Source organism: Pseudanabaena yagii GIHE-NHR1, from assembly GCF_012863495.1.
Lineage (GTDB): Bacteria > Cyanobacteriota > Cyanobacteriia > Pseudanabaenales > Pseudanabaenaceae > Pseudanabaena > Pseudanabaena yagii.
Genome location: NZ_JAAVJL010000001.1, coordinates 1,808,304 through 1,831,166 on the forward strand (window position 1 = coordinate 1,808,304; position 22,863 = coordinate 1,831,166).

Here is a 22,863-nt window from a genome sequence, read left to right on the forward strand (position 1 = left end):
CCAGATTTAGAGAGTCTGATTGAATAGCAACAACAGGAGAACGCCAATACCAACCATGATCGTTAGCGTATAGAGTTGTAACTGTCCAAAGGTGCTGTAGCGTAGGTTTTGACCGCTAAATAGAGTAGCGAGACCAAAGAGGTTACCAACTCCATCGACAAAGAAGCGATCGAACCAGGACATCGCATGGGAGACGCTATCTACCAATCCCACAATTGTGACTTTATAGAGTTTGGATGTGTAAAAGTCGTAGGCAAAGAACTGTTGCAGATCTTGCCAAGGTAGTTGAATTGGCTTGCTGACTTTCTCATTGAGATAGAGATATGCACCTGCGGCTAGTCCCATGCTGCTTGAGCCTAGGAGTAGCAAAGATTCAGGTTTCAAGATGATTGCCAAGTCAGGAATAATGCCCCAATCTGTCAGCATTTGTGGTGTGTGTAAAACAATACCAGCCATAATTGTCATTGGCATAACAATGAGCCAGAGGGGTTCTACGGATCTTTCGGTCATTTGATTGGGTTTACCACCCCAAATCAGTCCAAATACCCGCATTAAGCTGAAGGCAATCAGTCCATTAATTAATAGTAAGAGTTCGGCAAGAGCGATGTTCTTGTCCCATAGTCCAGAAATCAAATCCAGCATCGCCCAGAACCCACCAAAGGGAGGGAAGGCAATCAAGCCAAGAGTTCCGACTAAGAAACACAAAGCAGTGATGGGACGGCGCTTCCATAATCCACCGTTTAAAGTCAAATCTTGGGTAATTACGTTGGAGATAATGCTGCCGATCGCCATAAATAGTAGTGCGATCGCTAAGGCATGGGACAAAATCAATGTATAGGCACTGTGAATATCATCAACACCAACGGAGATAAAAATTAGTCCCATAAATGCACTGGTCAAATAAGATAGCGATCTCTTGATATCAATTTGGGCAATAGAGATTAAGACCGTGCCGAAGGCAGTTGCTGCACCGATGGCGATGACTACCTGCTGGGTTAAAGGAGATATGGCAATGAGAGGCTGAAGTTTGATTAAGATCCAAGCACCTGTTGCAACAACTACGGAATTACGCAGGATGGTGCTAGGTAAAGGCCCTTCCATTGCTTCGTCGAGCCAAAGATGTAGAGGAAATTGGGCGCATTTACCCATAGGACCAACAATCAAGGCAAGGGTCACAAGAGAAATGGTCGTTGGATTGATATCGGTGGTCTTTGCCCATTCTGCTAGCTCGCTAAAGTTCCAAGTACCAGTGAGGGGTAGCAAACTAACTACACCCATTAACAGGAATAAATCCCCAACGCGCTTAGTTAAAAAGGCATCTCTTGCACCAGTAACCACGAGGGATTGGTTATACCAAATACCAACCAGCAAGTAGGTTCCTAGTGTGAGGATTTCGAGCACGACATAGCTAAAAAAGAGGGAGTCGCAAAGAACTAAAGAACACATCCCTGCTTCAAAGAGTGCGAGTAAAGCAAAGAATCTGCCCCAGCCCCAATCCATCTCCATATAGCCCACTGCATAAATCTGCGCGAGAAGATTGATGCCAGCAATCAAAACTATCGCGCCAATATTCAGATCAGAAATTTGCAGGTCAATGGTGAAGTTTAGCCCGCCCACTGCTAGCCAAGGGAAGGATAGTGAGTATGCTGGCTGTCCCCAAGCTACGGTCAAAGCGGCGATCGCATGAACAAAGGAGAAGAAGGTCATCAAGATATTGACGTAGCCTGCTGGTCTTGGTCCCGTTTTGCGGGTAATCGCGGGAAACCAGATGATCGATAGCATCGCTCCTATCAGGGAATAGCAGGGAATCAGCCAGATCGTGTCCAGCCAGTTGTTTATCATATAAACTCTATTTATTTACAAAAAACCATAATTAAATTTCTATGATTATTGCAAAGATATCTCTAAATGAAAATACCTAGCTTCATCAGTATTTTTCTATGGTTACTATAAGAGAGGGCTTGGGTCATATTTTTTAGTAGTTTTTGATCAGCGCTCTACCATGTCATTAACTATGCGCTAAAACCTCCAAATCTTTACTAGGTATTGGTTAGGAGTATTTTTTGGCTTAGCCTCTAATTGACGTGTTAAGTCAAGTATGGGAGTGATCGGTTAAGTTTCATAAGTACTGATTATGATAGGGTTTAGAAATTGATCCTATTTGTGGGTTCTTGGCTTATGGTTTCAAAAGCGTTACTAAATTAATTGCCAAAATTCAGGATTGTTTAGCCGAAGGTACGCAACTTGGTTGGTTAATTGATAGCCAAGAAGAGGTGATTATGGTTTTTGTACCTGATCAGCCTTTACTACTGGCTAGAGGAGATATGGCTTTAACGGTTTTAGATGAGATGGCTTTACAACTTACGCCCAATCAGGTTTTTGGTTGGCTAAAACGCTAATAAGGAGAAGTCAGACGCGACCTCTCCTTATCATTTACCACCGCTTACTTTGGCTTTGTAGCCTAAACCTAGCAAGATTTGCAATATTTTCTGAGCGCAATCACCTTGAATCTCGATCGCTTTGTCCTTTGCCGTACCACCTGCCCCGCATTGATTTTTTAGCTGTTTAGTGAGCTTAGCGAGATTTTCGGGTGTAGTTTGAAAGCCTGTCACCTCAGTTACGGTCTTACCGCCACGACCGCGACGGGTAGCTTGAATTCTAATATTTTGCTGTTGTGGTGGCAAATCAACCACATTATTATCGGCATCGTCTTCTTCGGGTGTGCCGAATTCTCGGTAAACTACACGATTTTTGGTCATAGCTTTTTTCTGTCAAGCATAATAAAAAAATGGCTAAAGCCATTTTTTTATTATGCTTCTATCCATGCCGATCGCCATGCGAGTTCGGCTTCAGCGATTGTTCTTTGTTGATTTTTTTTCTCTAGTTCCTTGTGCAAATGAGTTAGCCTTGCTGACAAGACCCGCAACTCACCGCGACAAGACATCACTTGGCGATCGGTAAACTCAATTTCTGTGAGCCGAATACTAATTTGTGCGGATTTGTCATCCTTAGCTTGACTATCATCAACACTTAAAATTTTATGCTTCACGAAAAGCTGGTTCAATGTCTCCATACTCTCGTTAAGGCTTTTGCTGAGTAGGAGATCAAGGCTTTCCTGATTAGTACGACTTTCGCGATCGCATTCTTCTAAGGTTTTTTGCATCTGATCGCTGAGAGACTGGATCGTTTGACGCAAAGCCTCTTGCAATTTCTGACGCTCCGATAGGGAGAGCGCCAGAAATGCTTCGGGACGTTTTTGGGTGCAGAAATTAAAGGTTGCTAGCAATATTTGTTGCTTTGCGGCTTGAGCGATCGCTTGAGCATATTCAAGATGAATAGTATCGATCCGACTGATGACATCGGCGATCGCCTTCTGAATATCTTGAATGTCTTGATCAATACGCAATAGCATCGCCATAGTTCACATCAATAAAAATGCATAACACAGTCATAGACATTTAGAGGTTAGGCTGCAAAGTTATCTAGCTTCGACTACGCTCAGCTAACGTTGGCTGAGCGTAGTCGAAGCCATAGGTACTTTAATTAATAGCAAGTCCCTTACCGATGGCAACCTCTAAATAATCACAAACCTTATTTCTTTTTCTTCTTGTCGTCTTTTTTGTCTTTCTTTTCTTCTTTGGGAGCTTCAGCAGGTGCTGCGGCTTCTACAGGTGCTGGTGCTGGTGCTTCGGCAGGTGCTTCGGCTGCATTGTCAGATTCGACTTCTTCACCGACTACAAAGCGGACAAAGCGACGTACTTTGACGTTTTCGCTGAGTTTTGCGCCAGTTTGTTTAACTAACTCGTCAACGGTAATGCTTTGATCTTTAATATATGGCTGATCGAGTAGGCACAATTCTTTGAGGCGCTTTTCGATACGACCAAGTACGATTTTGTCGCGGATGGCGGCGGGCTTGCTGGCGAGGTCGTCTTTGCCTGCTTCGATTTGCTTTTCTTTTTCAACGAAGCTAGCAGGAATGTCGGAGACACTTACGTACTCTACGTTAGGGCTAGCAGCAATTTGCTTAGCTACGCTATCAGCTAGTTCTTTGAGTTCTTCGCGACGGGCTACGAAGTCGGTTTCGCAGTTAACTTCGACGAGCACGCCAATGCGGCTACCAAAGTGGATATAGCTATGAACGATACCTTCGGTGGCAGCACGACTTGCTTTTTTGACAGCCGAGGCTAAGCCCTTTTGTCTGAGGTATTCGGTTGCTTTGGTGAAATCGCCTTCAGAATCGACGAGGGCTGCTTTACAGTCTTTGATACCTGCGCCAGTTCTGGCACGTAGCTCTTGAATTTGTTTGGTTGTGATGTCTGCCATATTAATAAGCTTGTTTTGGGATCTCTAGGGCAACATTTCGAGGAGCGTGGAGTTTTGCTCGTTGCCGAAAATATCTCTAAAATGTTGTTTGCAGTACTCTAAGTTATCACAATTCATTCTAGGATAATTTTCCAACCATGAAAAAAGCGATCGCAGTTTTTGCGATCGCTTTAAATTACGAAGTCAATTCTTTGCAAAGCTCATAGAAAAGCATTCTAACTACTTTGAACAGGATTCTGATTATTTTTTGTTTGCCAGAAATCTTAGATTCTTTTAAACCCTTGAGTGTCCAACCATCCCCGCGAACCTCATTTAGTTTTTTACCTAGCCATGATGTTTCTCGACGGGCTGGTAAGACGCTGGTAAGTGTCCAAGCATAGAGACTAGCTCTAGTGACCTCAGAACCTCCCAGAGCTTTAATCCGCTTATCACCTGATTGTTTTTCAGTGTATCCAAGTCCTAGGAATAGCTGAAAACTTCTGAGCGATCGGTGACGTTTCTGGGATGTTGGCACGCCCTGTTTATTGATGCCATCCTCGTAATCTACCCATGGCTTACCGTCGAGTAGGAAGCGCTCAAACGGGTAGCACTGGCAAAGTAGCAAGGCTTGGTTACGCAGTCCAAAGCCAAACTTTTTAAAGATTTTGATGTATGGTGCAAACTCATCGGATTGCATGAGTAGAGCAAGGTCACGCTCTTTTTTATCGAGTTGTTTTTGCAGTTCGCAGATCTTCTTAGCGTGTTCTTTGGTGTATTCACTAATCTCGATACCAATGGCACGGGCGGCGCTTTTTTCGTAAAGTTTCTTGATAGCAGCATATTCTCTAATTCCTGCTACATATCCCCACATAGGGGCGTAGCCTAATTTCTGGGATACTCTTGAATCCGTCTGTGCAATTTCTGGAAACTCCATAGTCAATCTTTGACGGCATTGATTAATCAATGAGTTCAGAAGTTTATCAAGCTGTTCACATTCAAAGAACCAGTCACGAACCAAAGCGACTTTACCTGTCTCAAATTCTAGGTATCGCTTTTTCCCGTGGACATCGACAAAGCGATCGTCAAAGTAAGTCAGTGCTAAGCAATAAGCGTCTTCGGGGTCAGTTTTGTTCTTGAAACCATACGCGCCGCGTTGATTTGCTAAGTCACCGTGACCAATCCAATAGATCGGGATTTTGTGAAATTCGGCAAGGTGTTTCCAAAAATTGCTATACCAAATACCTGTAGGCTCCATGACCACGCCATCAGGTTTTAGATCAAGTAATCTCTGTACTCCAATAGAATCAGCTTGACATTTGATAATGTCTTTTTTGATATTTTGGAAATGCTTAAGCGGTTGATCTGGATATCCAGTCAACAAGCAGGCAGTGACGTTGTTACGACCAACGTCTAAACCGATGATATTCATGATGTCGCGAGTGATTATGTTTGTTAGACCTAGGAATCACCCATAAGCGCTTATGGCTTCATTCATTCTGTAGGTAAATAGAGAGTCGGTTTGTGAATTGTGGAAGCTCTTAGGCTTTATTCCGTGTATAAACCGACTCTCTATGCCGAGTGCTTTGGACACACTCAGCAAGCGACGCGGAGTTTAAGCCGCGCCCGTTGCTGAGTCGTCTAGGCAAAGTCGTCTACATAGTCATCTGGAAAATGAGTTGGTATATCAGGCATCTGGAAATCATTACCAACACGAATCAAGACACCACTACCTAGAAAGTCTTCAACAGATAGCTCGTTTTCATCAGAATCGATTAGATCGTCAAACTCTTCTGATGTCATACAGGTTGTCCAACCCATCTCAAGAGTTTTAACAACATCAGGGAACATAATCCGATAGCGATCGCAAAATGCTTTGATAAACTTCCGTCCGAACTTTTCAAGGTTTTCAGGTATACCCAACGAGACGATCGCCGCCTGCATCATGCCCAAAATCATATAAGCCTCAAGTGGCTCAACCTCAAACAACAATTTTTCATCGGTGTTTAAGTCTTGCATAAGCCCTTTCACTGTCTCATTTGTGAGTTCTGGTGAAGGCTGATGAATCTCAAAACTCATAGTCGGTTTGAGTTCAATGAGATGCTTTAGGCGATCGCACATACCGAGATAAACATCGACTAACTCGCTCTCGGTAAATTGGCTAGCATCAATGAAATTGATCAAGGCACTAGAGCGATCGTTGATTAAAATGGTTTGAACGGTTCGGACATCATGAAGCGTCATCTCCTTGAATAGTAGGTTTGAGGATTGAGAGAGTTGATGCATTTTGGAAAACAGTGCAGCATTGCTGCATCAGTGCAGATGCAAGCTGCATTTTTTGCGCCATCGGTAAGCGCTCGATCCATGCTTCAGTATTAGCGGGCATAGGGTGAGTACGGGAACTCCAATAACGTCCGATTGGGTGCATGATGGGTTGACCTTTTAGCATTTTGGTTTTCTAAATCGTTTGGATTGGGGACAGGTTGAAAAGTGTGGTGACTTATCGGTGTTCAGTGGTATCCACTTCCCCGCTTCAGTTTTTGCCCAGAAAATCCGAGCTTTGCAACCAGCACAAAACGAACCTTGAGAGTTAGGCGGTATTTCGTAAGGCATATAGGTTTTAGATTGGTGTAAGAAACAAGTCGCATAAAAATCACGACTACCTAATGGATAGGGAATCTCTAGACCGTGATATATATGACTTGCGACAATTGGCTTAATACTAACGGGGGCGGTGTTTAACTATGTTCTAGTTAAACGCCGCTTTTCGTCATGGTAATTAGTATAACTCTAGTTATACATATGTCAACTGTAGTTAGTCAAATTATAATTTCAGTTATACAATATGAATGATGATTTAGATTCAGAGTTAGCTATGTTAAGGCGATATAGAAATATTTCTCAGGCAGAATTAGGGAAAATTCTTGGAGTGTCTAAAACCACTATTCATAAATGGGAAAACGGACTTGCACACCCAAGGCTTTCTCCAAGGCAAACTAAAGACTTATGCAAAGCTCTAGGAATAACACTGGATGAATTACCAGATGATTTTGGTAAACATCAAATTCAGAAAAATTCAGATTAACCTTAAAGCGCACTGGATATCGCCCAAACTAGCGGCGCGTTGCGCCGCCATAGAAAAGTATGGAAGCCTTACAGCTAAGTGTTTTAGACTTACCACCCCAGAACGTTCTGGAAATATTGCCACGATTTAAGATAGCCGTGGCAGACACAGAAGAAAAAGCGATCGCCAAATTTGCGGAAGTCATAGGGAAAATACGACTAGACCAGTTACCAGAGGAACGGGCGGGAAATGGGAAAAGCGATCACCACACGCAGGCAGTGATGCCCATCGAAATTGAGATAGGCGATCGCGTTGGTAATAATGACATCGATGTAGATGTTTCTGGGATATTTGACGGTATGGCAGATATCCCAGAAACAGAGTTAAACCCTAGAAAACACGGGACAATCGAGACTTATCAAGCCAAAGGACGCAACGGGAAACTCTACAAATATCAGCGATATGTCTACCTCGATGCAAAGGGGGTTTATCGACACCACCACATCCCCCAAAAGCAAACCGAGAAAATTACAGCCATGTGGACCGGGGGGAAAAGTGCCAAAGAAATATGTGTGGCGATCGGCAAAAAGTATCTAGGCAAAGATAGCGCCTAAAGCCTCCTTCAATTTCGCGGGATTTTTGCCGATGTACTTTTGCAGCACAGAGATCGACTTATGACCTGTAATTTGTTGGATTGCGTGAATATCCATACCAGACTCATAGAGCTTGGTGATGAATGATCGGCGCAGACTATGCCCAGAAATACCACGATGCTCAAGCCCCGCTCTTTCGACGGCAGCGCGTAACCACTTATCCGCAGCAGACCAAGTTATAGGCTGACCAGTTTTGATAGACGATGGAAACAACCAGAAGCGATCGCAACTTTTTGGGCGCTGTGCTGCCAGACCATCAGCCAAACGCTCATAACAAATCATTTGGCGCGTAGAGCGGGAACCATCAGGGGACGCTTTACGAATCGACGCGGGAAAAGTAATTTCTTGGAGTGGTTTGCAATGATCGTCATAAACATCACTAACCCGCAATTGAGCGATCGCACCGAAACGCTCACCCGTGTATCTGGCAATGGTGAAAAATAATTTATGCTCACGCGAGATAAGATGGCGAAAAATCCGATCCAATTCCCGATCATCTAAAATTTCAGCTTGACCATTGCGGCAATTTTTCCCCATTCAAACCTCTCACTTAAAGAATGAAATGATAAATAAGTGAGAGATAGAAGTTACCACCCACCCCTTACTATACCTATAAAGTCTCTCCCCGTATAGCAATCAGCCGTTTAGCTATCTTCTCATTTCTATCTATTTCCGCGAAATTGCGCCGCCGAGCTGCACAGGCAAAAATACAGCATGACTTGACAAGGTAAGTACAATGGCGCGGTGCAATTTAATTTCATTTAACGCCGCGAGGACATCCAAAAAATGGCAGGTAGTTTAGCAGATTTTAAATACACAGATAACAAAGGAAATTCATGGCTACTTAGACTTGATAAATCCAACTGTTTGACGACTGGAACGGGATTCACAGCTATTACATCATCAGATCTAGGCTTACCGTATTTACCCAGAAATATAGAGCCACGATATGTAATTGCTCATCATCCAACCAGACCAATTAAACGGGATATTATCTGCCAATCTGTTACCGCCCCATTATGGACAGGCTCACAAAGCACAATTCAGTTAAGAGATTACCAAGACGGAAGTATGCAGACTTTTACAATTGGTGAGCGAAAGGCTGAACGCGCCAAATATACCGCCAAGCTCATCGACACGTACCAAAACGATAGCCCCTAAATAACTATGGCAAGCGGAACCAGTAGATATAAATATAAGACCGATAAAGGCAATATTTTCTATGCTCGTACAGATGATAGTGCTGAACTGGCAAGCGTTAGAGGCGCAGCGCCAACGGGCACACCGACCGAAAATATTACTTTTGAATTTTCCAAAAATGCTAAGGCTGTTGGCTGTAAACCTAGACATTGCATTTTAACTTTGAAGTCTACGGCAGCAAGCACAGGCTGTTTATTGCCACCTTCACAGACTACAAAGCGCGTAATCGTTCTCGATCCTGCAACCACACCACCTGCAGGCTCTGAGATAACTGTTAACGGTCGTCAATGGATTGTAGGCAGTATCGTCAGTGAACAAATGCGTTAGCATTAACAAGTTTGTAAAAAGTAAGTAAATAAATTAGTAGACAGAGATAAAGCAAAATGGCTAGAGGCATTCAAAAACAAGATTTTGCCTATGAGGTTGAACTCAAAGATGGCAATGGTGTGTTAGGTATCGCCGCTTTAATGAAAGTAAGTTTGGATACTTACAATGTTGGGACATCGGCGGCAAAAATCAATGAGACGCAAAATGTTAGCGCTCCAAGGATTCCTGCACATATCAAACTCAATAAGAATAAAAATGAGTATGGGATTCATCCCCGTCATGTTGTTCTGGAATTGATTACAAATGGTACAAGTTCAGCGTGTTTTGGAACCAAACTAAAACGGCGTTTAGAAGTGCCAATTCTGACTCTTGAACAATTTCAGCAATTGCAAGAATACGACCCTTTAGGCGGTCTAGTTCAGCCATTCACAACCATGACGATCAATCATAGTTGGGATGGCACAGCAAGCGCTGAATACAGAATCATCCAGAAAGTCAACGAAGTTAAGGTGTAGATATGCCCATTCAAGATTTAATAGCGATCGCAACATTTGCGATCGCTGTCTTGAGTGTTGTCTACGCCTTCGGTGAGCGTGACGCAAGACTAGCAGCACTGGAAAAAGATACTAATAATTTAGGTAAAAAGTTGGAAACAGAATTTGATTCTGTTTCTGATACACTTTCAGCCCACGATCATAGACTTGATGAGCTTTCTAAGTTCTATGTCAGAGTCGATGAGCGCGTTGCACAGCTCCAACGCAAAGTACTAGGCGAAGAGGAAACCGAACGCCTAAGAGGATTGTTAACCCAACCTATCCAGGAAAAGCATTACAGCACTATTGATGAACGTTGGTACTCAGAAAATTCTGGGATAGAGATGTAGTTTACTGATGTCACAGCTTGAAACACTCCAAGATATTTACTCTAAGATTGCAGATATTTATGATAAATTCTGCAATCTTGGTAGTGATGCTCAATCATCAGTTTTATACAATGTAACCATTTTAGATAACAGTTGGAATCCGCCATCAATACAGCTTGATAATCCAGATTCTCTACAAGAAATATCACAAGCTCAACAAGAAGTAAATGAAGCGATTAGCGCAACATTTACGGTTATTCAAAGCATTGAAAATGAGTATGTGCAAGCGTTAGGCGACAACAGTATTATTCCCTATCCTAACGGCGGTGCTTTAGTTTGGCTACCTAAGTTAATTGCTATTTTGGTTGGTTATAAAGCACCCGTTAAGTTCATTGCAAGCTTGATTATTGATTTCCTCAAAGAGATTCTTTTAGAAGAAATTAAAAAACGGCTAAATAGGAAAAAACAATATTTATACGGCACGATATCTTTAAGCGCTTCAGCGAGTTTTCAAATACCTTATGATGCCGAAAGCTTGGTAATTATTGCGGCTAATATTCCTGATTGGTACGGTAAAAGATTTAATAGCAGTGATAGCAATCTAGAGAAATACTACTCACTTTTAGGAACTCTTAGTACGGGATTTAAAACAGAAGGTTCCGATAATGTTTACTGGAATTCTGACAAGAAAGTTGAATATAAAAGTCAATGGTTTGATTTATCGGATTTATCAGGTGTTTATCGTCGCTACGGTTCTCTATACCTTAGCAATCAAGTTACCGCGACAGTCAAATTTATGAGGTCAATATGACTTGTCAGTGTGGCTCTCAGAAACAAAGCGGGGCTGTAGATTTTATTAATCCCGTTGATATAGGTGTGCTTTGCGCTCTCTTTGGATTAGAGGGTAATCTGTGTCGATTGTTGGATGTAGTTCCAGCCGCTATTAAAAAAGTAGCTTCACTTAATCCTGATTTACAAAATGCTGATCAGGTGTTTGGCGATATTCTCAAAAAGGTTGCTAAAAAGGGTTTTGAAATCGTTATCGATGAAATAACGGGGCAAATTGATGTTAGTCAGTTTTGCGCCAAAAACCCGCCCCCTTTGCCTGATGACATCACTTATCAGGATGTGTTTCAGTTCATAGCGGAATTAGTTCCCATTCTCAATTACTTTTTTACTGCAAATGATATTTTGCAGGGAAATTCAACAAAAATCCTAGATAAAATTGTTGGGTTTTGGCTTTATCAAAAGTGGTATGAGAACTGCGAATGCTCACCATGTCCCCCCGATACTCCACCTCCGCCACCCTCGCCGCCTAAGCTGTTTGATAAATGCCCCGCAGGTTATACCAGAGAAAGAGCTGCTAATGATTTCGGAATTATCAAAAAGAATTACTTGGGGCAGGTGATTCTATATAACAACGTCTTTGTTTTTGAAACTGAGTTTGTCGTCACGGAACTTAATGGGACTAAGTTTGTAACACCACCAATAGCGGGATATGCTGACGGTCAGGGTTTTTGGACTAATTCGCCATCCGTCGAAATAATAAAAGAAACTGATACAACCGATTCATATAACACAGTCAACGGGGTAAGAGTTCAGAAGGGTACACTACCCTCCTATTTCATTCCCCCTTGCACTCCAATCCCCCCTCCTCCTCCTCCTCCTGAGTTTTGCTCTCTTTTTCCTGATGATCCGCTTTGTCCTCATTACGGATGTACCGATCCTTTAGCAACTAATTACAACCCTAACGCGAATATTAATGACGGGAGTTGTATTTACCCTGTCTATGGGTGTACTAATCCAAATGCGACTAATTACAACCCTGATGCAACCGTTGATGATGGTAGCTGTAGTTTTGATTGTCAGTCTATTGATGTATCTGTGGTTGAGTTTACGGGGTGTGGTAGCGATCGCTCATCCAAATCTGTACAGCTTTTCGATTCAGGCGGTTTGGTTGATGTATCTGTGGTTGAATTTGGCGGGTGTGGTAGCGATCGCTCTTTCAAATCTGTGCAGCTTTATGATTGCAGTCCATCAACAGATTTCTATGGTTGTACCGATCCAAACGCTCTAAATTACAACCCTCTTGCAACTATTGATGATGGTAGCTGTGCATATTCCTTTGACTGTACGACTTATCAAGAGCAGTACACCACTTGGGGAACCAATGATGCAACCTACTTTAAATCTGTTGGTTGGAATCTAGAAACAGCATTACAAGATAAATTAGCTGAATTGGCATCATCACAGGATTATCTAAATCACCCTGAATGTGCTGGAAACTTTAACCAGTGGTATACAGATGCTTTTAATACTGTTGTCAATGCCCCCTAGTCCTTTTTGGGGATTCCGTGTACGTCTGGTTTTAAAGTAAAGGGTAAGTAGTAAGTACTATTAAAAAACAAAACCTGTGGCGCACACGCAGCGTGCGCCACAGGTTTTGTTTTTTAGCTACTTAAAAAGATAAAAGTTTAGGCTTGTTTGCGATTGAGCATGTCGATGAGTAGTCGGATGCTTTCGGCTTGTTGGGTGGCTGCTACTGCTTGTTGTTCGGATATGATCGCTTGACGTTCGACTGTTGCGGAAATGCGATCAAATTTGGCATCAAGGACTTCTCTGGTTTCCCTTGCTTCTTCGACGGCACTATTAATCTCGGCTTTGAGTGTGGGGATTTCTAGGTAAAAAGCTTGTATGAGTTGATCTATTGACCTAACAAGGCTGTCTATGCGTGTTCCTTGCTGATTCATGCCATCAATTAAAGTGTCTACTTTTTCGGCAAAGCGATCGAGCCTTTCATCTGTCCAAGTCATTTGCTTGTGCTTGTAATGAGCTTATAAATATTATATCTATACATATCGATTTGGCTGGTTTCAAATTTGGCTCAAGACCTGACGGATAACTGATTCTAGTAGTTTTTGCCGATTTGTTTCTGCATCCTTGAGCTTTGCTTCCAATCCATCACAAAGTCTCATCATTTCCTCAACTTTCGCAACTATGCGTTTTTGTTCTTTGAGTGGAGGAATAGGAACAAGAAACTGAGTTAAATCTCTTGAATCTAGCTTACAAGTGCCATGTGAGGATCTTGCAACTTTAGCAAGAAAATAGCACTTTAGAGCTTTACAAGCTATCAATAAATATTCAGCAGCCTCATTATTAGATAGTTTGAGAGCTTTCATGTCTTGATTTATAGATAGTGGTTGCATTGATATTGCTACTGGAAATGAATGCGCTAGAATCATGCCTCTAACAACTATAAGTAAAGAAGATTTTGGAATTATCTGTGCCGTAGATTCTTTAAGCGCTTCTGTAGTAATAAAATGCAATCCGCTATACAAATAATCTTTTTTCATATCTCTTGGGCTAATCCAAGGTATATCTCCATTCCAAAATTCAAGATTTGATTTTGATGGAGTTCCTCCACCTATGAAATCACCTAAATCTTCCAATTTTGCTAGTATCCAGTTTTGAGGGATAGAAAAAAAATAATTATTCTTATCTATTTTTGGATTTTGCTTTTTAAGCATAGAAAGAGCAGATTCATCATTTGAATCTTGTTTGACTAGTTTGCCCATTACGGCTAATTGGAGAATTGATTGGCGGAGTTGGGAGACATTTTCGGGGAGACTGTAGAGCAGGTCGAAATTGTCGTGGACTTTTTGCCAGCGATCGCTAAATTCGTCAGTAGTTTTTGCAGTGGTTAGTTGGGTTAAAGCGACACGATTGAGGTTTATGCAGGTTTCGCGGCGTTGTTGCTGTTGCTTTTCTAAGCGATCGCACCACTCCATCAATTTATCAACCTTCTCCACAATCCTCTTCTGTTCATTAAGCGGAGGAAGTGGGAATGGACTATAAACAAAATAGTCAGTAGGAACTCTTTTTTGTCCTGCTGTACCAGTCAGTCTAGGAATAGCATTGTCAACAAATATTGGTGATTTAAAGTGAATTAGTACATATTCAGGACAAATTAAATCTTTAGTAGGTCTAAAAACTAATAGCTCAGTTGTACCTGCTCCTATCCCATTTTCTAAACCGCGCATTACAGCCGCTTTCCCATTTTGGAAACAAGGAGTTATCTTAGCTAAAACTACATCTCCATCAGCAAAGTGTGTAAATCCTTTCTTAATATCACCCCACTTTTTCACATCCCATCTAAGCTTTCCTCCTAAAGTTTGAGGAACTAAATTCATTGGGATAAATGAAGCGCTTTCTTCGTCTAAAAAATTATTTCGAGGGTTAATAATTCCTATACTGTATAAGTTTGACCACATCCAACTATCAGGTAAATTACCCAAACTGTAATTCTCCTCATCTGGTTGTTTTGATTTTTTTATAACTACATCTTTCTTTTGATTTTGAATCTTCTCTAACAAAACAGAAGCAGGTTCATCATTTGGATCTTGAGAGACAAGCTTACCGCGCACAGCCAACTGCAAAATCAACTCACGTAACTTCGGCACAGCATTAGGCGCATCCGCAAGAATCTCAAATTGTTTAAAAAAAGTATCAGCGATATCCATTCAGTAACCAAGCATTAACCAATTCAAAAAGCAGAGATTGAGATCCCCGACTTTTTCTACACAATCATAGATTATCTTTACCAAGCAAAGAAAAAGTCGGGGATCTGTGCATTTTATAGTTTTCCTGTCTTAGGTAAAAAATTACTTCGGTTCTTAGACTGGTCAAGCTTATCCACAAGACGCGATCGCATCAATGTCATGCTTAAAATGCTATTTTATCATTAGCAAACTTTACAAATTGCTAACCAGCTAAAGTCATGCAAAAGTTCAGCGATCGGATTACCTTCAACTCACAGATCATGGGCGGTAGAGCCTGTATTCGAGGAATGCGAATTACAGTTTCACTAGTTCTCAGCCTAATTGCTAACGGGTTAACAACAATGGAAATCTTAAACGAATATCCCGATCTTGAGGTAGAAGACATCAAAGCAAGTCTTTTATATGCCGCGTTTTTAGCCGATGAAGAAGTTCGTAGTTTTGCTGGAATCAGTGCATGAAAATTCTGGCAGACATGGGAGTTTCACAAACAGTTGTCAAAGCTCTTTGTCAAATGGGCTTTGACGCAAAACACCTTAGAGATGAGGAATTGCAACGTTTACCCGATCCTTTAATTGTTGAGAAAGCAAGATTAGAAAATCGAATCATCCTAACTTTTGACCTTGATTTTGGTGAATTAATGGCAATTAGTCAGGCAGATCTACCCAGTGTCATTATCTTTCGCCTCAAAAATACATCTCCACAGTTTGTACTTAAACGATTGCAAACCATTCTAGAAAGCTGTTCTGAAGAATTAATTACAGGAGCCGTAATCGTAGTCTCTGACGAACGTTATCGGCTAAGGCACTTACCAATTTAATCTCACCCAAAAAGCGAGATTTGGGTAAAGCATTGCCAAATTAAAATTATCTTAGAATTTATCAATTTCTGCGGAAATGCTTTGTCCCTCAGGGCTCTGAATATTCAACAATGTCACCCGTCATCAGATCTTTCCATTCAGTATTATTTTCATAATGCTCTATCATCGCCTCAGCCTGCATACTCAAAACCTTTTGACGCTCAGCGATCGGCAGTTTCAAAAAAGCATAGCGATCGCTCAGCGTAAGAGAAGCCTGTAAAGTTTCAGGAATTACTAGAATCACCTCAATCGTTTGCCCAATCGGTAAATCAGGTGTTTCAATCTCAAGGCGATTGCCATCTAAAACAGTTGCAGTTATGTAACGAGTATTTTTCATAATGCTTTATTTATCCACCTCCTAGCTATAGTACTCCGTCAGATCAATCTACACCAACCGCTAACTTAATGACTCCATAAGCTCCTGTTTCAACGCATTTCTCGTCTCACTCAAACCCGCCATCAACGACGCATAATCCGCCAACAGATCCTCAAAATCCACATGATTAACCTCCGCCTCATGGGGATTCTTGATATCGAGATTGTAATTATTTGCCCGAATCTCCTCAATACTTACTCGCCAAGCAAGCTCATTTTCCACGCGATCGCCCCACCAAGACTTTTCGCGATCGAACTCACTAATATGAATCGGCTTCGTTTTGTTATAGGACTTCACACCCAACGGATAGGGATGCTCATAATACCAAATCTCCTTAGTCGGCTCACCCTTCGTAAAAAATAGCAAATTTGTCTTAATGCCCGTATAGGGATTAAATACCCCATTCGGCAAGCGGACGATCGTATGTAAATTGCAATCCTCCAGCAACTTCTCCTTAATCCTTGTCTTCACACCCTCACCAAAGAGGGTGCCATCGGGCAGCACCACCGCCCCACGTCCGCCATCCTTGAGCAAATGCATAATCAACACCAAAAACAAATCCGCAGTCTCGCGAGTTCGCAATGCCGTAGGGAAATTGCTCTCAATCCCATCCTCCTCCATACCGCCAAAGGGTGGATTAGTGATAATGATATCCACGCGATCGCGATTGCTGTAATCGCGCAACGGACGGGATAGCGTATTGTCATGCTCTAATCTTGGCAAATCGAGATCATGCAAAATCAAATTGGTAATGCAAAGGTGATAGGGCAGAGGCTTTTTCTCCACACCGCGCACCGTCTCGCGCAAAGTCACCACATCCTCCGCCGATTGTGACTGCTGGCGTAAATGCTCCAAGGCACAGGTCAAAAAGCCACCTGTTCCACAGGCAGGATCGAGCACCACCTCGCCCAACTTGGGATTCACCATATCCACAATAAATTGCGTCACTGCACGGGGCGTATAGTATTCACCCGCATTACCAGCCCCCTGCAAATCCTTTAATAACTTTTCGTAAATATCACCAAACTGATGCCGATCCTGCTGCTTATTAAAATCGATCGCATTCAGTTTATTGATCACCTGACGGATCAGCGTGCCATTTTTCATATAGTTATTGGCATCCTCAAACACACGCCCCACCATGCGCCCCCGTTCATCCGCCTTCGCCACTAACCCCTTCAAGGTCGGAAACAACTGGCGATCAATAAAATCTAATAATTCACTGCCCGTAATCCCATCCTCAGTGATCGCCCAAGTCCGCCAACGCAAAGCTTCAGGAATCGGCGATTTATAATCATCATCCAGTTCCAATTCTTCTTCTCGCGCATCAAACACCTTCAAAAAGATCATCCACACCAACTGACTCAAGCGCTGTGCGTCCCCATCCACACCCGCATCCTTCCGCATGATGTCTTGAATTGCTTTAACAGTAGTACTTATAGACATTGTGAATTAACTAACCTCCTGATACAAAGCATTTTCTAAATCAGCGATCGCCTGAAAATATCCCTGCTTACCACCAAATAGTCGCACAATTTCCAACTGTTTACCAAACTCCGTAAATGGTGGCACTTTCAGCAGGTCGAGCTTCTCAATCTCCTCAATTCCAGAATCTGCATATTTCTCTAAGAGCTTTTCCAAAACTTGCCTTGCGCGATCGCCATACTTCGCAAAATAGTTTTGCTTTTGCATTTGGGTTCGCACTTGGGCAGCCCGTTCGCGGCGAGTTAGTGGCGGCTGGTCAAAGGCAACATGACAGATCAAATCAAATAGGTCAAACTCTTGACCCACCTCATTTTCGAGCATCGCTACCGATATTCCTAGCTCCTCTAATTCCGTAGCGATCGCCCCTTTGCGTTCCAGTTCTTGCCAACGTCGCAAAAAGGAAGCGATCGTGCCATATTTACCTTGAATCGCTTGCGAAGCCTTGAGCCGAATCGCCTCAGTTAATAATTTGCCATCCTTACCCAAATACTGCTCGCGGATCGCCACCACATCCACCGATTCGCCCGCCACCACATAGCGATCGCGCCTTTCGGAAACACGCTGATTTTCGGCAAAATCATCATCGTCATAGTTCACAGGCTCAGGCGGCGAAACAGGCTGATCGGGCTGTGGTTCATAAATCTGCACAGGATCGCCATCAAACTCAGGATCGGCAAATAGCGTTGTCGCTTTTTTGAAATCCATAATCGTGAAGAACAGCTTGTTATGTTCCTCATCGATGCGAGTTCCCCTGCCCACGATTTGCTTAAACTTCGTCATCGACTGAATGCGCTGATCTAGCACAATCAATTTGCAAGTCTTCGCATCTACACCCGTCGTCAAAAGCTCCGAAGTCGTCACTATTACGGGATAGCGCTGTTCAGGATCGATGAAATTATCTAGCTGTGCTTTACCCTCATCGTTATCCCCCGTAATTCGCATTACATACTTGGCATTTTCCTTGACGCGATCGCCATTGGCATTCACTAGCGCCTGTCGCATCCGTTCCGCATGGTCAATATCTTCACAAAATACGATCGTCTTGGCATAGGGATCAGTGGATTTGAGATAGTCCGTCACCAATTGCGCCACTAACAGCGTGCGCTCCTCCAGCACTAAAGTTTTATCAAAATCCCTCTGGTTGTAAACCCGATCCTCGATCAAGTTGCCATACTTATCACGCTGTCCTAATTTGGGTCGCCATCCATCCAAATCCCGATCCAAATCAATCTTGATCACCTTATAGGGCGCAAGAAAGCCATCATCAATGCCCTGTTTCAGCGAATAGGTGTAAATCGGTTCGCCAAAATAATCGATATTCGAGACATCCTCCGTCTCCTTGGGCGTAGCCGTCAAGCCGATCTGCGTCGCACTAGAAAAATATTCCAACACCTCCCGCCATGCCGAATCTTCCGCCGCACTACCCCGATGACATTCATCAATCACGATCAGATCGAAAAAATCCCGCGCAAATTGTTTATAAATATTCTTGTCTTCTTCATTACCCGTAATCGCCTGATATAGCGCCAAATAAATCTCGTAGGACTTATCGATTTGCCGCTTTTTGATTTTGGTCATCGCGCCACCAAAGGGCTGAAAGTCATTATTTTTGCTTTGGTCGATCAAAATATTGCGATCGGCTAAAAACAAAATCCGCTTTGCCTTCTTGCCTTTCCACAATCGCCAAATAATCTGAAAAGCCGTATAAGTTTTACCCGTTCCCGTTGCCATGACTAACAAAATTCGCTTCTGTCCCTTAGCGATCGCTTCCACCGTGCGATTAATCGCGATCGTCTGGTAATATCGCGCCTGTCGGCGATCGGCACTGGGATAATAACTCTGCTCCACCAATGGCTGAAGTTCGTTCGTAATCCCCTTAGCCACACAATAGCGCAACCACAACTCCTCTGGCGAAGGAAAAGCATCTAGCGCAATTTCCCTCTCCGTAACTCGTTCAGGATTACTCAGATCGCGCTCTAAAAAAGCATCCCCATTCGATGAATACACAAATGGCACATCGATCAAGGCTCCCGTCGCGATCGCCTGTTGCATTCCCGCCCCCACAGAATGGTTATTATCCTTTGCCTCAATCACAGCCAAGGGCAAATTATGTTTGTAAGAAAGGAGATAATCCGCTCTTTTGCGATCGCCACGCATGGTCATCCCCTTGCCGCGCACAAATACCCGCCCCTGAGTCAGTGTCACCTCTTCGCGAATTTGTTCGAGCAAGTCCCATCCCGCTTTCTGCAAAGCTGGCGTAATGAATTTAGTGCAAATATCCCTCTCACTGAAGGATTTTTTATTAGTGCTAGTCATCACTTGAGCCAATCTTAAAAAAGAGAGTCACGGCTAAGCAGTGACTCTCTTTTATTTTAGCTTTATTCTAGCTTTATTTTAGTGCTCACTCAGTTGAGAGGCTTGAGCAGATTGAGCGGATTTCTCTTGTTGCGATCGCAATTCCTTAGCTCTAATTCTTTGCCACACCTTCCAACAAGCATAGACCATCAACAAAGTACTAATCGCTGCATAGGTTCCGCCCGCAGGCATTCCCGACACCGCCATCGCAATACTGCCCACCCAGAGAGTCAGCGCATAAATAAATAGGACTGTGAGACGCTTTGATACACCTGCCTGAACTAGGCGATGATGCAAATGCTGCTTACCTGCCGTCATTGGTGACTCACCTCTACCAATACGCTGCAAAATTACTGCCGTCGCATCCACAATTGGCACAGCCAGAATCATGTAGGGCATAATTAGGGCAACCGTTGCCACAGCCTTGACTAAACCAATCACACTGACCCCCGCGAGAGTAAAGCCCAAAAAGTACGCGCCGCCATCCCCCATGAAAATTTCCGCCGAACTTTTGGGTTTGAAGTTATAGCGCAAAAATCCTAAACATCCACCCGCAAGCGCCGCCGCAATCAAAGCCGCCGCAGGTTGATTCATAAATAGACTGGTGATTAAAATTACGGCAGCAGCGATCGTGGTTACACCAGCGGCAAGTCCATCCAAACCATCCAACCAATTGATCGCATTTGCCATGCCCGATAGCCACACCATCGTGATCGGTAAGCTAAACCAACCAAACTTGATAATTCCCAAAAATGGTATTGAGATAAAGTCAATACGCACGCCAACACGCCAAGCGGCAGCGGATACGGCTAACTGAGCAATTAAGCGCGGTAATGGTGGCAGGTTAAATAAATCATCTGCAAAACCAATTAAGAAAAAGGCTGCGCCACCAATCGTGACACCCCAAACTTCGTATTCTCTAGTTTGTGGCAAGATCCCAAAATATCCGCCAGCCCAAACCAATAATAGAGCGGTAACGCTTCCTATAAAAATCGCTACGCCGCCAACACGCACTACAGGCGTTGTATGCATCTTGCGATGGTTAGGCTTGTCTACTAATCCTGCTTTGAGTCCGAAATAGCGAATAATCGGCGTACTCAGCCACACCACGATCGCAGATACTGCAAAGGCGACCAAGTAAGGAATGGCAGTTGGATGCAGCATTACAAGAATAAAATTTAATATTGAGGTTGGGCAAATTTATGCTGCAAGCATAGCATTGGATTGGATAAATGCACACTTTAAACCTCATAAGTAGCTGGGGCAATTAAATATAAAACCCAAAAATCTGTGGCGCACGCGCAGCGTGCGCCACAGATTTTGGTTCTGTTTTTTTATTACGCCTAGCTACTTAATTGAATGCGTGAGAAGCATCTCCCTAAAATTAGGGTTTCGGACTTGTGCCCAAAATCATGTTAGAATTGTAAGCCGTGTGAAAAATTTTCATCATAAGTAAACGTTAGGGATTAATCCATGAAAGTTGTTAGCTCCCTCAGATCGGCAAAAACTCGCCATAAGGACTGCAAAGTTGTACGTCGTCGCGGCAGAATATATGTCATTTGTAAGACAAACCCAAAGTTCAAAGCTCGTCAAGGATAATCAACGACTTGTCGTTATTTATCATAAAAAAAGAGATATCGCTAAGCGATATCTCTTTTTTTGTAGAATAGGCATATGACTAGTACTACTCGCAAAGCAAATCTCCTCAATGCGATCGCCCCTGTGAATCGCGGTTTGAGTATGACTGAGGATCAGCGCAAAGCAATTTTTTCAGCGGTTGCCTATCTTGAAGAGTTAAACCCCACGCCTGCACCAACCCAAAGCCCTGAATTGTTAGATGGGAATTGGTTGTTGCTATTTACGACCAGCCAAGAGTTGTTAGGGATCGATCGCTTCCCGCTTTATAAACTAGGCAATATTTATCAGTGCTTGCGTGTAGCTGAAGGCAAGATCTTTAATGTTGCGGAAATTAAGGGTTTGCCACTATTGGGCGGATTAGTAAGTGTCTGTGCCAATTTCTCTGTAGTAAATGAGAAACGGGTTAAGGTAAATTTTGAGCGATTAGTAGCTGGTTCTCAAACTTTAGTGGGCTATCAGGATGTGAATAGCTTTATTGATACTTTGCGATCGCCCAAGAAATTATTAGCGATCGATTTCAAAATCAAGCGCGAAGATCAAAAGGGCTGGCTGGAAACAACTTATATCGATCAAGATTTACGAATCGGTCGCGGTAACGAAGGAAATTTATTCGTTTTACGAAAAGTATAAAAAAGAGGGCAAAGCCCTCTTTTTTATTCACGGGTAGCGCTTCGTAAAATTGCTACGGTTTCCTCTTGCTTGCCATCCCATGCCCACATGATTGCTGTCCAGCCATTGCGATCTTGAGCGTTTAGTCTTGCGCCTGAGGCAATTAGCGATCGCACAATTTCGCCATAGCCTTGTCCTGCTGCCCACATGAGGGGAGTCCAGCCATACTTGTTGCGTGTATTCGGATTTGCGCCCGCAGCTAGCAAAACTCGCACCACATCGGTATGTCCATTCATCGCTGCCCATAATATTGGTGTCCAGCCATATTCATCACGAACATTCACATCGGTGGCTTGGGAAATTAGCGATCGCACCTCAGCAGTCTTTCCATTCTGCGCCGCAATTAATAGCTGGGCATTAACATTTTGTTTAATGGATTCCTGTTTAACCTGCTTATTAAATACACCATTAGGTACTTCACCCGCATAGACAGATGTATTGATCTGGTTGCTCAAGCAAAGAACAAGAGTTAGAGCTATACAAAAATGGGAGTTTCTTATAACAGAGTTCATCGGTTTAT

At 43.0% G+C, this 22,863-nt stretch carries 28 protein-coding genes; 13 read left to right on the forward strand and 15 right to left on the reverse strand.

Going from position 1 to position 22,863, the window contains the following annotated elements; genetic code table 11:
- Nucleotides 1-6: 6 nt before the first annotated feature.
- The gene (locus tag HC246_RS08320; RefSeq protein WP_169362977.1) at nucleotides 7-1,842 is read right to left on the reverse strand and encodes an NAD(P)H-quinone oxidoreductase subunit F; all 1,836 of its coding nucleotides are present in this window, start codon (nucleotides 1,840-1,842) and stop codon (nucleotides 7-9) included.
- A gap of 329 nt (nucleotides 1,843-2,171) precedes the next feature.
- Here HC246_RS08320 and HC246_RS08325 point away from each other — a divergent pair, with 329 nt between their 5' ends.
- Nucleotides 2,172-2,399: a Uma2 family endonuclease gene (locus HC246_RS08325; RefSeq protein WP_169362978.1), complete on the forward strand. Its 228-nt coding sequence runs from the start codon at nucleotides 2,172-2,174 to the stop codon at nucleotides 2,397-2,399.
- 30 nt (nucleotides 2,400-2,429) lie between these two features.
- On the opposite strand, the gene HC246_RS08330 is transcribed toward HC246_RS08325, so the two are convergent.
- From HC246_RS08330 to HC246_RS08355, 6 genes are all read right to left on the reverse strand, one after another.
- On the reverse strand, nucleotides 2,430-2,759 hold the full coding sequence (locus tag HC246_RS08330; RefSeq protein ID WP_169362979.1) for a translation initiation factor: 330 nt from the start codon (nucleotides 2,757-2,759) through the stop codon (nucleotides 2,430-2,432).
- A 50-nt stretch (nucleotides 2,760-2,809) separates the two neighbouring features.
- Nucleotides 2,810-3,418 carry a hypothetical protein gene (locus HC246_RS08335; RefSeq protein ID WP_169362980.1) on the reverse strand — a complete coding sequence of 203 codons (609 nt, stop codon included), beginning with the start codon at nucleotides 3,416-3,418 and terminating at the stop codon, nucleotides 2,810-2,812.
- A 173-nt stretch (nucleotides 3,419-3,591) separates the two neighbouring features.
- Nucleotides 3,592-4,323, reverse strand: coding sequence for a translation elongation factor Ts (gene tsf, locus HC246_RS08340; RefSeq protein WP_211167652.1), 732 nt, complete (start codon nucleotides 4,321-4,323; stop codon nucleotides 3,592-3,594).
- Nucleotides 4,324-4,498: 175 nt separating this feature from the next.
- Nucleotides 4,499-5,731 (reverse strand): IS110 family transposase, encoded by a 1,233-nt coding sequence (locus HC246_RS08345; RefSeq protein WP_169362981.1) that lies wholly within the window; start codon nucleotides 5,729-5,731, stop codon nucleotides 4,499-4,501.
- 209 nt (nucleotides 5,732-5,940) lie between these two features.
- A complete protein-coding gene (locus tag HC246_RS08350; RefSeq protein ID WP_169362982.1) occupies nucleotides 5,941-6,543 on the reverse strand; it encodes a hypothetical protein in 603 nt (200 codons plus the stop codon).
- Entirely contained in the window at nucleotides 6,530-6,748 is a 219-nt protein-coding gene (locus HC246_RS08355; RefSeq protein WP_169362706.1) for a hypothetical protein, read from the reverse strand. Before HC246_RS08355 ends, HC246_RS08350 begins: the two co-directional genes overlap by 14 nt.
- 396 nt (nucleotides 6,749-7,144) lie before the next feature.
- Between HC246_RS08355 and HC246_RS08360 the strand changes: the two genes are divergently transcribed.
- Together HC246_RS08360 and HC246_RS08365 are read left to right on the forward strand one after the other, a co-directional pair.
- The gene (locus tag HC246_RS08360) at nucleotides 7,145-7,384 is read left to right on the forward strand and encodes a helix-turn-helix transcriptional regulator (protein WP_169362983.1); all 240 of its coding nucleotides are present in this window, start codon (nucleotides 7,145-7,147) and stop codon (nucleotides 7,382-7,384) included.
- 59 nt (nucleotides 7,385-7,443) lie between these two features.
- The gene (locus tag HC246_RS08365; protein ID WP_169362984.1) at nucleotides 7,444-7,977 is read left to right on the forward strand and encodes a hypothetical protein; all 534 of its coding nucleotides are present in this window, start codon (nucleotides 7,444-7,446) and stop codon (nucleotides 7,975-7,977) included.
- On the opposite strand, the gene HC246_RS08370 is transcribed toward HC246_RS08365, so the two are convergent.
- A complete protein-coding gene (locus HC246_RS08370) occupies nucleotides 7,957-8,553 on the reverse strand; it encodes a tyrosine-type recombinase/integrase (RefSeq protein ID WP_169362703.1) in 597 nt (198 codons plus the stop codon). The two genes, HC246_RS08365 and HC246_RS08370, sit on opposite strands and share 21 nt — an antisense overlap.
- Before the next feature lie 249 nt (nucleotides 8,554-8,802).
- Between HC246_RS08370 and HC246_RS08375 the strand changes: the two genes are divergently transcribed.
- The 6 genes from HC246_RS08375 to HC246_RS08400 are packed head-to-tail and all read left to right on the forward strand — an operon-like array spanning nucleotide 8,803 to nucleotide 12,742.
- On the forward strand, nucleotides 8,803-9,177 hold the full coding sequence (locus HC246_RS08375) for a hypothetical protein (protein WP_169362702.1): 375 nt from the start codon (nucleotides 8,803-8,805) through the stop codon (nucleotides 9,175-9,177).
- A gap of 6 nt (nucleotides 9,178-9,183) precedes the next feature.
- Nucleotides 9,184-9,543: a hypothetical protein gene (locus HC246_RS08380; protein WP_169362985.1), complete on the forward strand. Its 360-nt coding sequence runs from the start codon at nucleotides 9,184-9,186 to the stop codon at nucleotides 9,541-9,543.
- 56 nt (nucleotides 9,544-9,599) lie between these two features.
- On the forward strand, nucleotides 9,600-10,058 hold the full coding sequence (locus HC246_RS08385) for a hypothetical protein (protein ID WP_169362986.1): 459 nt from the start codon (nucleotides 9,600-9,602) through the stop codon (nucleotides 10,056-10,058).
- A 2-nt stretch (nucleotides 10,059-10,060) separates the two neighbouring features.
- Nucleotides 10,061-10,426 (forward strand): hypothetical protein, encoded by a 366-nt coding sequence (locus HC246_RS08390; protein WP_169362699.1) that lies wholly within the window; start codon nucleotides 10,061-10,063, stop codon nucleotides 10,424-10,426.
- Nucleotides 10,427-10,433: 7 nt separating this feature from the next.
- A complete protein-coding gene (locus HC246_RS08395; protein WP_169362698.1) occupies nucleotides 10,434-11,216 on the forward strand; it encodes a hypothetical protein in 783 nt (260 codons plus the stop codon).
- Entirely contained in the window at nucleotides 11,213-12,742 is a 1,530-nt protein-coding gene (locus HC246_RS08400; RefSeq protein ID WP_169362697.1) for a hypothetical protein, read from the forward strand. Before HC246_RS08395 ends, HC246_RS08400 begins: the two co-directional genes overlap by 4 nt.
- A gap of 137 nt (nucleotides 12,743-12,879) precedes the next feature.
- On the opposite strand, the gene HC246_RS08405 is transcribed toward HC246_RS08400, so the two are convergent.
- The gene (locus HC246_RS08405) at nucleotides 12,880-13,218 is read right to left on the reverse strand and encodes a hypothetical protein (protein WP_169362987.1); all 339 of its coding nucleotides are present in this window, start codon (nucleotides 13,216-13,218) and stop codon (nucleotides 12,880-12,882) included.
- A gap of 60 nt (nucleotides 13,219-13,278) precedes the next feature.
- Nucleotides 13,279-14,925: a restriction endonuclease subunit S gene (locus HC246_RS08410; protein WP_169362988.1), complete on the reverse strand. Its 1,647-nt coding sequence runs from the start codon at nucleotides 14,923-14,925 to the stop codon at nucleotides 13,279-13,281.
- Nucleotides 14,926-15,182: 257 nt separating this feature from the next.
- On the opposite strand from HC246_RS08410, the gene HC246_RS08415 reads away from it, so the two are divergent.
- Nucleotides 15,183-15,422 (forward strand): DUF433 domain-containing protein, encoded by a 240-nt coding sequence (locus HC246_RS08415; protein ID WP_169362989.1) that lies wholly within the window; start codon nucleotides 15,183-15,185, stop codon nucleotides 15,420-15,422.
- Nucleotides 15,419-15,781 carry a DUF5615 family PIN-like protein gene (locus HC246_RS08420; protein ID WP_169362990.1) on the forward strand — a complete coding sequence of 121 codons (363 nt, stop codon included), beginning with the start codon at nucleotides 15,419-15,421 and terminating at the stop codon, nucleotides 15,779-15,781. Before HC246_RS08415 ends, HC246_RS08420 begins: the two co-directional genes overlap by 4 nt.
- 88 nt (nucleotides 15,782-15,869) lie before the next feature.
- On the opposite strand, the gene HC246_RS08425 is transcribed toward HC246_RS08420, so the two are convergent.
- The 4 genes from HC246_RS08425 to HC246_RS08440 form a co-directional block, all read right to left on the reverse strand.
- Nucleotides 15,870-16,157: a hypothetical protein gene (locus HC246_RS08425; RefSeq protein ID WP_211167653.1), complete on the reverse strand. Its 288-nt coding sequence runs from the start codon at nucleotides 16,155-16,157 to the stop codon at nucleotides 15,870-15,872.
- Between the two features lie 60 nt (nucleotides 16,158-16,217).
- Nucleotides 16,218-17,642, reverse strand: a complete 1,425-nt coding sequence (locus tag HC246_RS08430; RefSeq protein WP_169362991.1) for a class I SAM-dependent DNA methyltransferase — start codon at nucleotides 17,640-17,642, stop codon at nucleotides 16,218-16,220.
- Between the two features lie 6 nt (nucleotides 17,643-17,648).
- Nucleotides 17,649-19,997 carry an EcoAI/FtnUII family type I restriction enzme subunit R gene (gene hsdR / locus HC246_RS08435; protein ID WP_211167654.1) on the reverse strand — a complete coding sequence of 783 codons (2,349 nt, stop codon included), beginning with the start codon at nucleotides 19,995-19,997 and terminating at the stop codon, nucleotides 17,649-17,651.
- A gap of 78 nt (nucleotides 19,998-20,075) precedes the next feature.
- The gene (locus tag HC246_RS08440; protein ID WP_169362993.1) at nucleotides 20,076-21,200 is read right to left on the reverse strand and encodes a glycosyltransferase family 4 protein; all 1,125 of its coding nucleotides are present in this window, start codon (nucleotides 21,198-21,200) and stop codon (nucleotides 20,076-20,078) included.
- A 309-nt stretch (nucleotides 21,201-21,509) separates the two neighbouring features.
- Here HC246_RS08440 and ykgO point away from each other — a divergent pair, with 309 nt between their 5' ends.
- Together ykgO and HC246_RS08450 are read left to right on the forward strand one after the other, a co-directional pair.
- Nucleotides 21,510-21,635, forward strand: a complete 126-nt coding sequence (gene ykgO, locus HC246_RS08445; RefSeq protein WP_126385240.1) for a type B 50S ribosomal protein L36 — start codon at nucleotides 21,510-21,512, stop codon at nucleotides 21,633-21,635.
- Between the two features lie 75 nt (nucleotides 21,636-21,710).
- The gene (locus tag HC246_RS08450; RefSeq protein ID WP_169362994.1) at nucleotides 21,711-22,304 is read left to right on the forward strand and encodes a PAP/fibrillin family protein; all 594 of its coding nucleotides are present in this window, start codon (nucleotides 21,711-21,713) and stop codon (nucleotides 22,302-22,304) included.
- 23 nt (nucleotides 22,305-22,327) lie between these two features.
- On the opposite strand, the gene HC246_RS08455 is transcribed toward HC246_RS08450, so the two are convergent.
- Complete coding sequence (locus HC246_RS08455) at nucleotides 22,328-22,798, reverse strand: ankyrin repeat domain-containing protein (protein ID WP_169362995.1); 471 nt, start codon at nucleotides 22,796-22,798, stop codon at nucleotides 22,328-22,330.
- Nucleotides 22,799-22,863 lie beyond the last annotated feature (65 nt).